The organism is Paenibacillus aceris, from assembly GCF_017874035.1.
Lineage (GTDB): Bacteria > Bacillota > Bacilli > Paenibacillales > NBRC-103111 > Paenibacillus_E > Paenibacillus_E aceris.
The window spans coordinates 355,217-371,004 of the sequence record NZ_JAGGKV010000006.1 but is presented as its reverse complement, the minus strand read 5'-3'; the positions used below and the strand labels follow the sequence as shown (position 1 = coordinate 371,004).

The 15,788-nt window shown below is 48.8% G+C and carries 10 protein-coding genes; all 10 read left to right on the top strand.

From position 1 onward, the window contains the following. The first annotated feature begins 293 nt into the window (after positions 1–293). Positions 294–1,073, top strand: a complete 780-nt coding sequence (locus J2Z65_RS14530; RefSeq protein ID WP_167061413.1) for an ABC transporter ATP-binding protein — start codon at positions 294–296, stop codon at positions 1,071–1,073. A gap of 38 nt (positions 1,074–1,111) precedes the next feature. Next, the gene (locus J2Z65_RS14525; RefSeq protein ID WP_167061411.1) at positions 1,112–1,987 is read left to right on the top strand and encodes an ABC transporter permease; all 876 of its coding nucleotides are present in this window, start codon (positions 1,112–1,114) and stop codon (positions 1,985–1,987) included. A 248-nt stretch (positions 1,988–2,235) separates the two neighbouring features. Next, positions 2,236–4,572, top strand: coding sequence for a helix-turn-helix domain-containing protein (locus J2Z65_RS14520; protein WP_167061408.1), 2,337 nt, complete (start codon positions 2,236–2,238; stop codon positions 4,570–4,572). A 106-nt stretch (positions 4,573–4,678) separates the two neighbouring features. Beyond that, positions 4,679–7,060, top strand: a complete 2,382-nt coding sequence (locus J2Z65_RS14515) for a glycoside hydrolase family 95 protein (RefSeq protein WP_167061405.1) — start codon at positions 4,679–4,681, stop codon at positions 7,058–7,060. A 312-nt stretch (positions 7,061–7,372) separates the two neighbouring features. Then, positions 7,373–8,227 carry an ABC transporter permease gene (locus tag J2Z65_RS14510; protein WP_420850845.1) on the top strand — a complete coding sequence of 285 codons (855 nt, stop codon included), beginning with the start codon at positions 7,373–7,375 and terminating at the stop codon, positions 8,225–8,227. Positions 8,228–8,249: 22 nt separating this feature from the next. After that, positions 8,250–9,149, top strand: a complete 900-nt coding sequence (locus J2Z65_RS14505; RefSeq protein ID WP_167061402.1) for a carbohydrate ABC transporter permease — start codon at positions 8,250–8,252, stop codon at positions 9,147–9,149. Positions 9,150–9,274: 125 nt separating this feature from the next. Beyond that, entirely contained in the window at positions 9,275–10,936 is a 1,662-nt protein-coding gene (locus tag J2Z65_RS14500) for a type 2 periplasmic-binding domain-containing protein (protein WP_167061399.1), read from the top strand. An 87-nt stretch (positions 10,937–11,023) separates the two neighbouring features. Then, positions 11,024–13,402, top strand: coding sequence for a glycosyl hydrolase family 95 catalytic domain-containing protein (locus J2Z65_RS14495; RefSeq protein ID WP_205301014.1), 2,379 nt, complete (start codon positions 11,024–11,026; stop codon positions 13,400–13,402). A gap of 496 nt (positions 13,403–13,898) precedes the next feature. Continuing rightward, entirely contained in the window at positions 13,899–14,843 is a 945-nt protein-coding gene (locus J2Z65_RS14490; protein ID WP_167061394.1) for an aldo/keto reductase family protein, read from the top strand. Positions 14,844–14,868: 25 nt separating this feature from the next. Beyond that, the gene (locus J2Z65_RS14485) at positions 14,869–15,765 is read left to right on the top strand and encodes an aldo/keto reductase (protein WP_167061391.1); all 897 of its coding nucleotides are present in this window, start codon (positions 14,869–14,871) and stop codon (positions 15,763–15,765) included. The last annotated feature ends 23 nt before the right edge of the window (positions 15,766–15,788 follow it).

Sequence of the window (15,788 nt, the reverse complement as noted above, 5' to 3'; positions counted from 1 at the left end):
CAAGCTGCCGCTAGGGGCAGTGTCTGGAGAGCCGTTGGTGGTCCAATGGGCTGTTTGGGTTATTGATTAGTTATGCTAGCATACTAATTCCGATAAAACAAGTGGGTAATGTAAGAATTAGAGGGTTGACTTCCAAAATTTGTGATGATATGATCCATCTATATCCAAGTTAATCACTATGAATTGAAATGAGTCCACCAGGTATCTGGAGACTTCCTGACTTCCCCGCAAAGGGGGTTGTGTGGAGGTCTCTTTTTTTATTTTAGAATAAATGGCTAAAGGGGGAGAGCTTGATGAGCGTTATTTCACTAGACATTGATTTGCCGAGCAAATGGTTCCAGACGCCTCAAGGGCACCGTGTAGAAGCGCTGCATAACATTCAATTGAAAATTAAAGAAGGTGAATTTATTACCATCATTGGCCCAAGCGGCTGCGGCAAAAGCACATTGCTCAAAATCATTGCAGGGCTGGACACCGAGCATAACGGAAAAGTGCTTCTTGAGCAAAAGCAGGTTGAAAAGCCAGGCATCGATAAAGGATTTATTTTTCAGGAGCATCGCTTATTCCCTTGGTTGACTGTCGAAAAAAACATCGCCGCAGATCTTAGCTTGAAAGATCCGGACGTTCGGGCGCGCGTCGATCATCTGATTGAGCTTGTCAAACTGAAAGGATTTGAGAAATCATATCCGAGGGAATTGTCCGGGGGCATGTCGCAGCGGGTCGCCATAGCAAGGGCATTGCTCCGAAATCCGAAGGTGCTGCTGCTGGATGAACCATTTGGGGCATTGGATGCCTTCACTCGTTCGCATTTGCAAGAGGTGGCTCTGGATATATGGGAGAAAAACCGGACAACGATGATTCTCGTTACGCATGATATTGATGAAGCTGTGTTTTTGGCTACCCGAGTCGTTGTGATGGATGCCCGCCCGGGGACGATCCGTAACATCATCTCAGTCGACCTGCCCTATCCGCGCAAAAAGACAACCGTTTCGTTCCAAGAACTTCGCAAGCTGGTACTCAGCGAATTTGAGCCTGTTGATGAACTAGAGCTGGTGGACAGTTCGGGTATTTAAAGCATTTTACTAATGAGAATGAAAGTGAGGGAGCAGCGATGAGTCAAGCAGAAGTTATTGTTGGAAAAAATCAGCCCATTTCCCGGGCAAAGGCGGTTGAACCGCCTGTCTCTTTCGAACAGCCCGGCATTTCAAAGCCGCAAAGGAAAGAAGGCAAATGGGAGCTCGTCGTCAGGGGCAGCATTTTGCCGCTTACAGTGTTAATTTTATGGCAAATCTTCGGTTCATTAGGCGTGGTGTCCAAAACGCTGCTGCCAACGCCATTTGCGATATGGCAGGCCTTTTATGACTTGCTCATTAGCGGAGAACTCTTCAAGCATGTCAAAATAAGCATATGGCGCGCAGCTGTAGGCTTTCTGATTGGAGGCAGTCTAGGGTTGGGATTTGGCCTGCTCGTCGGCTTGTTCCGCAAGTTTGAGCAAACGGTTGACCCTTCCGTACAGATGCTGCGCACGATCCCTCATTTGGCAATTACGCCGCTCTTTATCCTATGGTTTGGCTTTGGGGAGTTTTCCAAAGTATTGCTGATTGCCAAGGGGGCCTTCTTCCCGTTATATGTGCAGACTTTTCTAGGCATCCGCAATGTCGACTCTAAATTGTTCGATGTAGCCAGAGTGCTGGAATTCAGTAAGTTTAAACAAATTACCAAACTGGTACTGCCGGCAGCTTTGCCTAACATTTTGTTAGGCTTACGGCTCTCAATCGGCGTAGCTTGGTTAGGCTTGGTTGTGGCGGAGCTGATGGGGTCAAGCGAAGGGGTTGGTTACTTGATTCTGGATGCGAGACAGTTCTCTCAGACGGCGATCGTGTTTGTGGGGATTTTGATCTTTGCTTTCGTAGGCAAAGGGTCCGACTCCTTGGTGCGTATATTGGAAAAGAAGCTGCTGAAATGGCGCGATAGCTTTAATGGATAGGTTTGGAGCAGTGCTAGAGCCAGTGTGAGAAATCAGCCCGATTCGAGTTATATCAGGAAAATAAGAGCCCCAAAGGACTCCTATCACAGTCGAAAAGACCTATTTTCGAAGGATAGTAGTCTTTGGAGGCTCTTTTTGCAAACTGCCTTATTTCGACAGACAAAATCCAGCTTATATTTTATGATTAGAACAAAAAATGAAAACGCTTTCGTATTATGAAGCATACGATTAGAGGAGGTGATCAAGTTATGATGAAGCTAAAATTTAAGCTGAAGCTGGAGCACTCCCCCATTTTCAGAAGTTTTCTTATTTCCTACGTGCTCGTCCTGTTTATTCCGATGCTGACGGGCTTCATCTCTTATTATGTCTCCTCTGACATTATTAAGTCCAGTTCGCTGGAGGCTAGCGCAATGATGCTGAACCAAAGCAGGGATATTTTGGACCGCAGAATGGAAGAGGTTGAGAACATTACGAGGCAGCTGTCGCTAGATCAAGAATTGAATTACGTGCTGAACGAACAAGTAGATGCCGAGCACTATGATGTGTACGCGATATGGAAATCATGGAGGAATACGACGGCATACAGCTTGACGAACACGTTTTTGGAGGATTTCTACATATATCTGAACAATTATCACGCTATTTTTACGCCTTCGGGTGTATTTGTTCGCCCGGATGATTACTTCGACCTGTATCATTATCAAAATGTCGATCCGGTTCAATGGAAACAGGAGATTTTGGGCAAAATCCATCGCAGAGAGACCCTGCCGTCACAACCGTTCATCAATAATGGGAAGAAGACAAATGTGATCACGTATTTGCAGTCCATTCCATTCGACAGTTTCCAGCACTCGCTCGGAACAGCGGTTATTTTGATTGACGAAAATGAAATCGCCAAAATGCTGGAGCGCATACCGAAGCAATATGGGGGATGGGCGTATATCAGCGATAAAGACGGTCATCCGATTGCTAGAATTGGCATTGAGGATGCACAAATAAAAGATTTGAACATCCAGGAACTGATTAATAGTAAACCGGGGAATACATTTGTAAAAGATAAAACGCTGCTCATCTCCTCAAAATCGGCGTATAACGGATGGGTGTACGTAGTCGGCCTGCCGAAAAGTGTTGTCATGGAAAAGTCCGTGTTTATTGCGAAGGTTACCTGGACGATCACGGTTTCAACGTTATTGCTTGGCATTGTGGCAGCTTTGTTATTCGCATACAGGAATAGCGCGCCCATTAACCGGATCGTTACGGTTTTTCGGGAGCAAACCGGGCAGGTCGGCTACAAGGGAAAGAATGCCTTTGATTTTTTGCAAGGGAATATTTCGCATTTGCTGGCCAGTCAGCGAACGCTGGAGGAGGAGCTTAGGCGCCAACTGCCTTTATTAGAAGATGCTTTCGTAAAGCGGCTGTTAAAAGGGGAGTTTGATTCTCTCCAGGAAATGCGGACTTTAATGCACTCATTGCCAAACTTGAATTTGAAAAGAGAAACGGGTTATGTCGCGATGATCCGAATTAACGGCTACAGCGGCTTGGTCAGCAAAGAAATTATTCACGAGCTGAATGCGGCACGACTTTTGATCAAAAAATGTCTGAACGATTTGAGCGGTGTCTTTCAACTGAATGTGACCGATATCGATTCGGATAAAATTGCGATTCTCATGACGTTAACCGAAACGGCGAACTATTCAGAGGCAGATGAAATGACAGCAGGTCTAACAGAACTGTTCGAGCAGTTGAGGGAATATGTGAAAGAGGAATACCGGATTCAAATGACCGTTGCCATTGGCGGCAGCTTCCAGGCACTCTCCGACAGCAGTCGATCCTTCGAGGAAGCAAGAGGCGCGCTTGATTATTCGGTGCTAAGAGAAGAAGCGGAAACGATCTGGTATCGGGATGTGATCAAGGAATCTACGACCTATTATTACCCGATTGATATGGAGCTGCGCATGATGAATGCGGTCAAAATCGGTGAGCTTCAAGAGGTGCACCGCATTTTTGAACAACTGCTGGAGCACAATTTCTCGGAACGGCAGCTGTCAGCGGAAATGGTTCAACAGCTATTCGGGGAATTGAAAGGGACTTTTTTTAAGCTGCTGCAGCATAGTCCGTTTACGGATCAAGCGGTATCCGAAGGACTCAAGCCGCGCGTTGAGCAGTTACAGCTATCTACAAGTTTGGATCGCTTCCGCAATGAAGTTCTGGTACTTCTAGAAGCATTCTGCAGCAGGGTGTTAAAGAAGAAAGAGGATAGCACCGGTGAAATGATAAACAAAATTGTTTCCTTCCTCGATAGTCGCTATGCGGATGCTGACTTAAATCTGTATAAGATTTCTACCGCAGTCGAGCTGCCTGAGAAGTACATTTCGCAGTTATTTAAAGATCACACAGGTGAGAACTTATCGGACTATCTGGAGAAAATCCGCATTAAGAAGGCAACGGATCTTCTTTTTAACAGCGATCACACGATTGATGAAATTTCACAGTATGTCGGCTACAACAGTGCGCATGCGTTTCGGAGAGCTTTTAAACGGGTATCGGGCGTGTCGCCGAGCATTTACCGAAAAACGGTCAATTAATGTTGATTTTATTCAAAAGTACCTTAGAAATGTCCTTATTACAGATCGTAATTTTGTGATGTAGTTGGGGTAGGCATAATTCTATTTGTTAAAGGAGCTGTTTATCATGAAATTACGTTATCAAAGCTTCGCCAAGGCATGGACGGAAGCGCTTCCTATCGGAAACGGACGTCTGGGGGCTATGGTTTTCGGGGAACCGGAAGCCGAACATTTGCAGTTGAACGAAGATACGCTTTGGTCCGGGCGGGGTCCTGTTGACGGAAACAATCCGAGCGCGAAGAACGTTCTCGCCGAAGTGCGCGGGCTCATAGCGGAAGAGCGCTATACGGATGCGGACAAGAAGTGCAAGGAGATGATGGGGCCTTACAATCAATCGTATATGCCGCTTGGCGATCTTCACCTGAAGTTCCGTCACGGTGGTGTAGTTAGGGACTATGAGCGCAGCTTGGATCTGACAGATGCGATCGCTAGGGTGGCGTACCGGATTGGCGAAATTACGTATACACGGGAAATGTTTGCGTCATATCCAGACCAAGTGATTGTGATGCGCATCGAGGCAAACGCTCAGGGCGCTCTGAATTTCTCAGCGCGGCTGGATAGCCCGCATCCATATCGAACAAGCTCTACGGCAGAGCAGCTGTATTTGCAAGGAATTTGCCCGGAGCACGTTGATCCTAATTACTACAACAGGGATCTTCCCGTCGTATACGGTGAGCCCGAGACAACGGAGGCTATGCGGTTCGAGGGGCGTCTTGGTGTTCAACTTGAGGGCGGCGCTTGTGCAATTGATCATGACGGACTTCATATTAAAAACGCGAAGGCTGTTACTCTGCTATTCAGTGCGGAAACCAGCTTTCAAGGATATGATAAGCGGCCTGCCAGGGAAAGCGGCGAAATAGCCGCCACCAATGTTGAGCGGCTGCAGCGGGCGATGGCCAAATCCTATGAGCAATTGCGGCAATCACATATAGATGATTACACGGCATTATTCAATCGTGTGGAACTAAAGCTTGGCGCTACCGAGGCGGCAGAACGGATGCCGACCGACCGGCGAATCGCCGAGTTTGGGGCGAAGGATGCGGGGCTCGTGGAACTGCTGTTTCAATATGGCAGGTACTTGCTGATCGCAAGCTCGCGTGCCGGGTCGCAACCCGCTAACCTGCAGGGCATTTGGAACAAAGAGCTGCGCCCCCCATGGAGCAGCAATTGGACGTTGAACATTAATGCCGAGATGAACTATTGGCTGGCGGAAACTTGCCATTTATCCGAATGTCACGAGCCGCTTCTCGGGTACATACAGAATTTGTCCAACAACGGGCGGAAAACGGCCGAAGTGAATTACGGCTGCCGAGGCTGGGTCGCGCATCATAACGGAGACATCTGGTGCCAGTCAGCCCCTGTCGGGGACTATGGGCACGGCGATCCGGTGTGGGCGTTATGGCCGATGTCGGCAGCATGGCTGTGCCAGCACCTCTGGGAGCACTACGCGTTCACCAAGGATGAACGTTATCTTCGCGAACAGGCTTATCCGATTATGAGAGAAGCGGTACTTTTCTGCTTGGATTGGCTGCATACCGACGAAAACGGCCATTTGATCACGTCGCCTTCCACCTCGCCTGAGCATAAATTTGTGACTGCGGATGGGCAGAAGGCAGCGGTGAGTCAGGCGACGACGATGGATTTGTCGTTACTATGGGACTTGTTTACGAGTAGTATCGAGGCTTCGACCGTTCTTCACGTTGATGAGTCTTTGAGAGCTGAAATGGCAGCAGCACGCGAGAAACTGAAGCCGATGCAAACCGGCAAGTACGGCCAGCTCCAGGAATGGTCGGTGGATTGGGATGACGAGGATGTTCATCACCGTCATGTGTCTCACCTCTTCGGCATCTACCCTGGCCGTCAATTGACGCAATTGGAAACGCCGGAACTGTTTCAGGCGGCCAGAACTTCCTTGGAGCGGCGCGGTGATGGCGGGACGGGCTGGAGCCTGGCGTGGAAAATTTGTTTGTGGGCTCGTTTCCAGGACGGGAACCGAACGCTGCAGCTGATCTCCAATCTGCTTCAGCTGGTGAAGGAGGACGAGACGAACTATCATCGTGGTGGCGTCTACGCCAACTTGTTCGATGCGCACCCGCCTTTCCAAATCGACGGCAATTTTGGATTTACGGCCGGCGTTGCGGAGATGCTGGTTCAATCTCATGCCGGCGAAATTTCTCTGCTTCCGGCTTTGCCAGATGCATGGCCGAAGGGCTCTGTGAAGGGACTTCGAGCAAGAGGCGCGATGGGGGTAAGTCTATCGTGGGAGGGAGGCGTCCTTCAGGAAGCGGAAATTACAGCTCAATTCGGAGGAAGCTGCCGCATTCGCACGAAGGGAGATTTGCTCTCGATTGAATCGGAAGGCAAGCGTGTACCTTTTGAACATATGATGGACGGTGTCATCCGCTTCGATACGGAGGCAGGTAAAACATATACGCTGCGCAGCATATAAGTTCCCATAGTATAACGGCGGGTTCCATCCGGATCCGCCGTTTGATGTTTCCGCTGAGAAAAGTACCTGCCAGACGGAAGTGTACCTTGCTCATTTTCGGCAAATGTACGCCGTGTTTTGAGGTGTACCTTTACGTTAAAGGGGGAAATGTGGTCTTGTAGATATAGAAAGCGCTACCAAACAGGAGGGATTGTTCTGGATACCGTATCAGTCAGAGAAACGCGCGCTCCGAGTGTGACAAAAGCGAAGAAGTCCAGGCTGTGGATGGAAGCGAACAAGAGCTTTCGGAAACACTGGCAGTTCTACTTACTCATTATACCGGCAGTTCTTTATTTCATTATTTTTAAGTACATTCCGATGATGAACGCTGTCATCGCCTTCAAGGATTATAGCGTCGTCAAAGGGATTTGGCACAGTCCTTGGGCCGGGTTCAAGCATTTCCATCTGTTCTTCAACAACCCGCAATTCTGGATGCTGATGAAGAACACGCTATTCCTTAGTTTGTATCAAATCGCAATTGGGTTCCCTATTCCGATTTTGCTGGCTCTGGCATTGAATGAGACCCGAAACGGCATTTTCAAAAGAACGGTGCAACTCGTCACTTATGCGCCTTACTTTATTTCAACGGTTGTTATGGTTTCCATGATTATGCTGCTTCTCTCCCCGAGACTAGGCGTGATCAATATCATCTTACAAAGCTTCGGCATGGAATCGATCAACTTTCTCGGTATCCCCAGCATGTTCCGAAGTGTCTATGTTTGGTCTGACGTCTGGCAGGGGGCGGGTTACTCGGCGGTCATTTATTTAGCGGCGCTTGCCGGGGTAGACCCATCGCTCTACGAAGCGGCGAAGGTCGACGGGGCTTCCCGAATTCAGAAAATTATTCATATCGATATTCCCGGCATTATGCCGACAGCTGTTATCATTTTGATTTTAAGTGTAGGGAACATCATGTCCGTTGGGTTTGAAAAAATTTATTTGCTGCAAAATCCCCTTAATCTCGAAACGGCAGAAATTATCGCTACTTATGTGTATAAGATCGGATTATTGAACGCGAATTTCAGTTTCGCTACGGCGGTCGGCTTGTTCAACTCCGTAATTAACTTGATTCTGCTACTGCTGGTTAATGCGGTTGCCAAACGAATTTCTAGTACAAGTCTTTGGTAAAAGAAAGGAGAGGAAGCGCCAAATGATCAAGCTGGGTCGCGGTATTCGCGAATCGACAGGGGACCGGGTGTTCCTCACGGGCGTCTATATATTGCTGGGGATCGCGCTAGTCGCAGTTCTTTATCCGTTGGTGTTCATTGTCAGCTCATCGTTAAGCAGCCCGCTCGCAGTTTCATCGGGGCGAGTTTGGTTATGGCCGGTGGATCTCACGTTCGTCGGATATAAAGTGGTTTTGAGCAACCCGCAAGTGCTGCAGGGCTACGGGAACTCGCTGTTTTACGCCTTCACGGGCACCTTGATAAGCGTCATGCTCACGGTTATTTTGGCCTATCCGCTATCCCGAAGGACATTTTTTGGCCGTAATGCGCTTATGATGTTCATCACGTTCACGATGCTGTTCTCAGGCGGTTTAATCCCAACGTATTTAGTGGTCAAACAGCTCGGGATGCTTGATACAAGATGGGCACTGCTTATCCCGCAAGCGATCTGGGTATGGCAAATTATTATCGCTAGGACGTTTTTTCAGTCATCCATTCCTGAAGAACTGGCGGAAGCAAGCGAAATGGATGGCTGCAGCGATTTGCGTTTTCTATGGAGCGTTGTGCTCCCTCTGTCCAAACCGATCATCGCCGTACTGATTTTGATGTATGCGATCGGGCAGTGGAACGCTTACTTTGATGCCTTGATTTACTTAAAAACACAAAGCCTCTACCCCTTGCAGTTAATCCTTCGCAGTATTCTCATTCTGAATTCAGCGGCCTCCAGCAACATTGATGCGGCAGAACAGTTGAGAAGACAGCAGTTTGCCGATTTAACCAAATATTCGCTTATTGTCATAGCAAGCTTACCTGTTCTAATGATTTATCCTTTCGTGCAGCGGTACTTCGTAAAAGGAATGCTGATTGGCTCCGTGAAGGGATAAGTAACACCTATTAGAGGGGGTGATGCTACCGAAATTAACGAATTTCAAACGGAGATGGGCTGTATAAATTGATAAACAAGCACATGCAGGGGTTACCATTTGACAATGAAAGGGAGAGGGCGCATTTGAAAAAAACGGTTTCAACATTATGGATAATGCTGCTTACGATCAGTCTCGTTCTTACAGCTTGTACATCCCCAACTGCTTCTGATACGAGTACGCCGGCCGCCACGGGTGGAGCGAAAACATCGGAGGGCACGGGCGCTCCGGTTCCGATCAAAATTTTTGCGCAACAGGATGCGAATACCGATCTGGCGACAAACAGCTTTTCGAAATTCGCGGAGCAGAAATTTAATATTAAGTTTTCATGGCAGACGGTTCCGTTCGACGGAGCGGCCGAGAAAAGACAGATTTCATTGGCTAGCGGCGATTACCCTGATTTGTATATGCTGATTCCGTGGGTTGATAAATTTTCACAAACAGATATTCTTCGGTACTCCCAGCAGGGTGTGATTCTCCCGCTAGACGATCTCATTAACCAATATGCGCCGAATGTCAAAGCGGCTTTGGACAAATATCCTTACTTCAAGGCGATGAACACAGCTCCTGACGGCAAAATATACGGGTTAACGCAATTGGTCGAATGTTACCACTGCTCGTATCCGAATAAAATGTGGATCAATTCGTCATGGCTGAAGAAGCTGAATTTGCAAATGCCAAAAACAATGGATGACTACAAGAAAGTCTTGGAAGCGTTCAAGACGAAGGATCCGAACGGCAACGGCAAAGCGGATGAAGTACCGCTTAGCGGATCCATTGAGGACTATGGGGTTCACATCATTCCTTACTTTATGAACGGCTATATCTATGACGACGATAAAACCTATCTCCTGCTGAACAATGGCAAAGTGGATGTAGCAGCTAACAAAGAAGAATGGAAGCAAGGTTTGCAGTTCGTGAAGTCCATGTATGACGGCGGCTTAATTGATAAAGGGGCATTTACGCAAAATGCTACAGCTTACAAGAAAATCGGCGACAATGCGGATGCGCAAATTTTGGGCGCTGGCGCAGCTATGCACCCGTACATTTTCGTCACGGGCGGATCAGATAATTCCAAAACGTATGACGCCGTACCGCCACTGCAAGGACCGAATGGCGCTTTTGCGACTTATAATTACCCGAGTGACCCCGGCGCTACTTTCGTACTGACGAATAAAGCAAGCAAAGAGGCGCAAATCGCCGCTATTAAACTAGTCGATTATATGTTTACGCAGGAAGGCCAAATTCGCGGTCACTTCGGCGAGGAGGGCAAAGACTGGAGAAAACCGAAGGACGGCGATTCTCCAGTAGAGAAGTCAGCGACTCCTCTTTTGGCGACAATTCCAACGCCGACGGGGGAAACTCCGCACAACTCGGCTTGGGGCGCGATGGCGCAATATTTCCAACCGAAGGAGTTCCGGGACAGCTGGGTTGCGGCTACCGATATTTATGACACGACGGGCTATGAGCGCAGATTGCAGGAAGCTACCCATCTCTATGACGGCAAGCAGCCCAAAGACGTGTTCCCGCACTGGGCGATCTGGATTGACCCGTCTACGGCGGACGAAGCGGCCATGCTCAAGACGAACATTAAGAACTACATCGATCAGAATTCGCTGCAGTTCGTCACAGGCGCCAAGGATTTGAACAAGGATTGGGATACGTATGTAGCCGGTTTAAATAAGTTAAATCTAAAGCGTTACATTGAAATTATGCAGCAATCTTACGATAAATCGTTCAAAAAGTAACGGGGCAAGCGGCGTTGGTCCTGTACGGCCCGGGCGGTCGTACAGGATTTTTTACGCTGCCGCACGTAGGAAATGGAGCGGGTAACCATGCATACAAGCGAACAAGCGAAGCGGCATCCAATTGGCTATGAGAAGCCGGCGCCGGATTTTTTCGAAGGCGCATTGATGGGGAACGGCGGTCTAGGCGCCGTTGTCACAACTCGTCCAGATGCGGTTGTCATCCATTTTGGGCATAACAATGTGTGGGACATCCGGATTGCAGAGGATAATCAAGACAAGATCGGGACTTTTCAAGAGGTGTTCGATCAATTGAAGCAAATTCCCAAGGAATTAAATTCGTTTCAAGAGAACGAATGGTATCGCGAATATTGCGACATGACACAGGAAAATTACCGCAAGCCGTACCCCCGGCCAATGCCGTGCGGCTCCTTGCTGCTTGGTTATGACCGGCGCAAGGCGGAGGTGCTGGGTCATAAAGTACATATTCATAACGGACTTTGCGAAGTTTACTTCAAAGTGGAAGCGGGGACTGCCACGCTGCAATTGTTCATCGAGCCTGAGGCCGATCGGATGTGGATGAAGCTCATATCGCCGGAAGGCGCCATCGGGGCACTGTTCGACAGGGTGAAGCTCATTCCCGATCCGGATACGCCCAAGGAGCTGCCGCTCGCGGAAAAGACGGTAGATGCCGAGTTGAGGCAGCTTGGCTTCAGGCAGACTCTCCCTAATAGGCCAGAGGGGAATGAGCGTCATCCCAAGGACAGAGCGTTTCGCTTAGATGTCCGGGTAGCCGAAGACATCTTGGCAGCGGAAACCAAAGGCGGGGTACAGGCTGCATTGCTCCAGTCTGCGCCGTTCCTAGCTTATGTGGAGCTATCAGAAGGAGAGGATGTCTCTGTTGCGGCGGGGCTGCAGGAGCTGGAGGCGCCTACGGAGCAAGGGGCTGCCGCTGCCTTCACTGCTTGCGAGCAGAGTTGGAAGTCTTATTGGAACTGCTCGGGCGTGAGCCTTGGCGATGAATTCCTGGAGCGGATCTGGTACTGGAATTTATACTTCTATCACTGCTCCGTCAAACCCGAAGCCACCTGTCCCGGCTTGTTCGCCAATTGGAGCTACCGCTCCATCGGGTCGGAGTGGCATGGCGACTACCATATGAATTACAATACGCAGCAGCCGTTCTGGCTTGCCTTCTCCAGCAACCATGTCGATAAGCATCTGGCTTATGTCAACATGGTGGATCATATTCTCCCGGTGAGCCGTAAATGGGCGGCTGAATACTACAGCATGCGGGGAGCCTACTATCCGCACTCCGCTTACCCTGTCGAAATGAACATCATGCCCTATCCGGTTCCGCACTGGGGCTGGGAAGTGTGTGAAACGCCGTGGACAGTGCAGAGCCTGTGGTGGCATTACCTGTACACGATGGATCGGGATTTCCTGGCGAATCGAGCGTTTGTGCCGATGAAGGAAGCCGTTCTGTTTCTGGTTGATTACATGATAAGACCGGATACGCACGGCGAGGCGTGGGGGGATGATCGCTATCATATTTTCCCGACGGTCGTTCCCGAGCTGTACGAGTTGACACCGGGATTTACCAAAAATTACGACTGCCTCGTGGATCTGACGCTGACCAAATTTGTGTTTCATGCGTTTATAACGGCTTGTGAAACACTCGGTATTGAGCAGGAAGAGGAGGAGCTGCTGGACAGTGTTCGGGAGATTTTAAGCAAATTCCCGGAATATGCAACCGCTGAATCCCAGCGTGGCACTGTATTCGTGTCCGTTCCCGGCGAGGACGCCGAAGTCGTCTATAACACGCCGAACGGCATTATGACGATATTCCCGGGCGAGGAGCATGGGCTTCACTCCACAGGCGAACAGTACCAAATTGCCCTTAATTCCTACCTGAATCATCGGAACGAAGGCGGCAACGAACTTGTTTTTTACCATCTTGCCGGAGCTCGAATGGGGATTCTGGATCTGGAAAAGTTCAAACGGCAAATCACTTACTGCCTGCTGCCTAACGGTACGTGCACCGACCGTGTCTTACTGTCAGGGGGGAGGTACAACGATACGCTGAGTTTTGATTTTATGAGCCGAGTTGGCATTTGGTTCGAGAACTTCGCGCTGCCAGTAGTTATCAATGAATGCTTGCTGCAAAGTTATACTGGCATTCTTCGGTTGTTCCCGAACTGGCCTGGCGAGCAGGATGCCGAATTTGCCACTTTGAGGGCAGTTGGGGCTTTTCTGGTTAGCGCATCAATTTCCGCCGGCGAAGTGCAGTGGGTGGACATTGTAAGCGAGGCCGGCGCCGAGCTGAAGTTGTATAATCCATGGAAGCACGGAGCCGTGTGCAAGCAAGTTAGCGGAGATAGGATCGTCCGCGAAGAGGTGATCCGGCTGTCTACCTCCCCGGGGGAGAGAATCCGGTTGGTTAGAGCTAGCGCTCAAGTGGCGGCGAACTGAGTTTATAGGGAGTAACTGCTTGATCACTGGGCCGAAAGGCAGGAGATCAAGCGTTTTTTTGTTATTAGCACTCTTATTTTTGCGCGCTGGCTGATGATGCATATGGAGAGGAACACTGGTACGCTATGTTAGCTAAAAGGGGAGATTGGGTTGATCAACGGGAACAACGATCCCTTATTTTTCTTATTTCCCCCGAAATGGAGGATATTGGGGCAAATAAGGCCTTGTAGTTCCCACTATCTCCTGAAAGTGCTGATTTTCCTCAAATAGCGCCCTGTAGTTCCCTATCGCGCATGATATGCAATCGCACGTTTGGCTGCATCGCACCGTCCGATCTGAATGAGCAGCACAAGTTGTATACTCAGAAAGTTACCTCAACGTAACTAACTTAAATTTTTGATATTATGTGAGAAACTTTTCACTACTTATATTCTTTAATCAACTATTGATATAATAGTAGAGCCTGAAATTGAAAATATGAGGAGGATGAAATGAGATGAAATATCGTAAATTAGGGCTTTCGGGATTAAAGGTCAGTGAGATTAGCTTGGGAAGCTGGTTGACATATGGCGGCTACGTTGAACGTGAGAATGCAGTCAATTCCATTCATAAAGCTTATGAATTGGGGATTAATTTTTTTGATACAGCCAATGTGTATGAACGTGGAGAAGCGGAGAAGGTCGTAGGTGAGGTTTTGAAGGCGTATCCGCGTCATTCCTATGTGCTGGCTACCAAGGTATTCGGTTCTATGGGGGACGGGCCTAATGATAGAGGACTCTCTCGAAAACATATTTTTGAACAGCTGCATGCGAGTTTAAAGCGGCTTGATACGGATTATGTGGATGTGTATTACTGCCACCGCTATGATAAGGAAACGCCAATCGAGGAAACTCTGCGGGCACTGGATGATCTCGTTACACAAGGCAAAGTCCTCTATGTCGGCGTGAGCGAATGGACAGCAGCCCAAATGGCTCAAGCATTAGCCGTAGCCGATAAGTATTTGCTGGATAGAATCATCGTAAACCAGCCTATCTATAACCTTTTTAATCGGTATATCGAGAAAGAAGTTATTCCGCTAGGTGAGCAGCAGGGGATTGGTCAGGTTGTATTCTCTCCATTAGCGCAAGGCTTGCTGACAGGGAAATACAAGTCTGTTTCCGATATTCCTCAAGATAGCAGAGCGGCGAAGCTGGATAATTTCCGAAAAGGACTGACGGAGGAAAACATTGCCAAGGTACAACAGCTTGAAGCGGTTGCCTCAGAGCTGAACATTTCCATCGGGAACTTAGCCCTCGCTTGGATCCTGCGTCAGCCTAATGTGGCTAGTGCCTTAGTAGGTGCAAGCCGTCCTGAACAGGTTGAAGACAATGTGAAAGCTTCGGATATTACATTATCTGCTGACGTTCTAGAACGCGTAGAGGCGATAATGACTAAATCTTAATTCTCTGCAAAGGAGACCAGCAATCATGGAAAAGCGGCTTTATGGAAAGACTGGCATGCAAGTTAGTGTTCTGGGCTTTGGCGGCGCAGAAATTGGCTTTTCGGGTGCTACACCGGAAACCGTGGATCAGCTTTTGGGCAGTGCTCTGGATGCCGGTCTCAACGTGATTGATACAGCCGAATGCTATAACATCAGCGAAGAATTAATCGGCAAAACGGTCTCGCATCGGCGGGACGATTACTATTTATTCACCAAATGCGGCCATGCAGCGGGATTTGATCTCCCTGATTGGGACCCGAAGCTGCTGGAACAGAGCATAGACCGCAGCTTAAAGCGTTTGAATACGGACTATGTGGATGTCATCCATCTGCATAGCTGCTCGGAAGAAATACTTCGGCGCGGCGACGTTATTGAAGTTTTGCTGCGCGCGAAGGAACAAGGGAAGACGCGTTTCATCGGTTACAGCGGCGATCATAAAGCTGCCCTGTATGCGGTTCAGTCAGGCTTATTCGATTCGTTAGAGACCTCCATCAATATTGCGGATCAAGAAGCAATTGAACTAACGATCCCGGAAGCGATTCATAGAGGCATGGGTGTAGTTGTCAAACGCCCGATTGCCAATGCAGCTTGGAAAACTGGACAGAAACCGACAAGTAGCTATCATCATACCTATTGGGATCGGCTGCAGCAGCTGAAATACGATTTTCTGCAGGCAGAGCTGAACGAATCTGTTGAAATTGCTCTGCGGTTCACGCTATCGGTACCAGGTGTCCATACTGCCATTGTCGGCACAACGAACCCTGATCGCTGGTTGGAAAATGCGAAGCTGCTTGAACAAGGCAATCTTTCCAAAGCAGCTTTCGAGGCTATCCGCGCGAAGTGGCTGGAACTGGCTAAGGACGATTGGATCGGGCAAGGTTAAGTGGAAAAGTGCGCCAAAAAAGA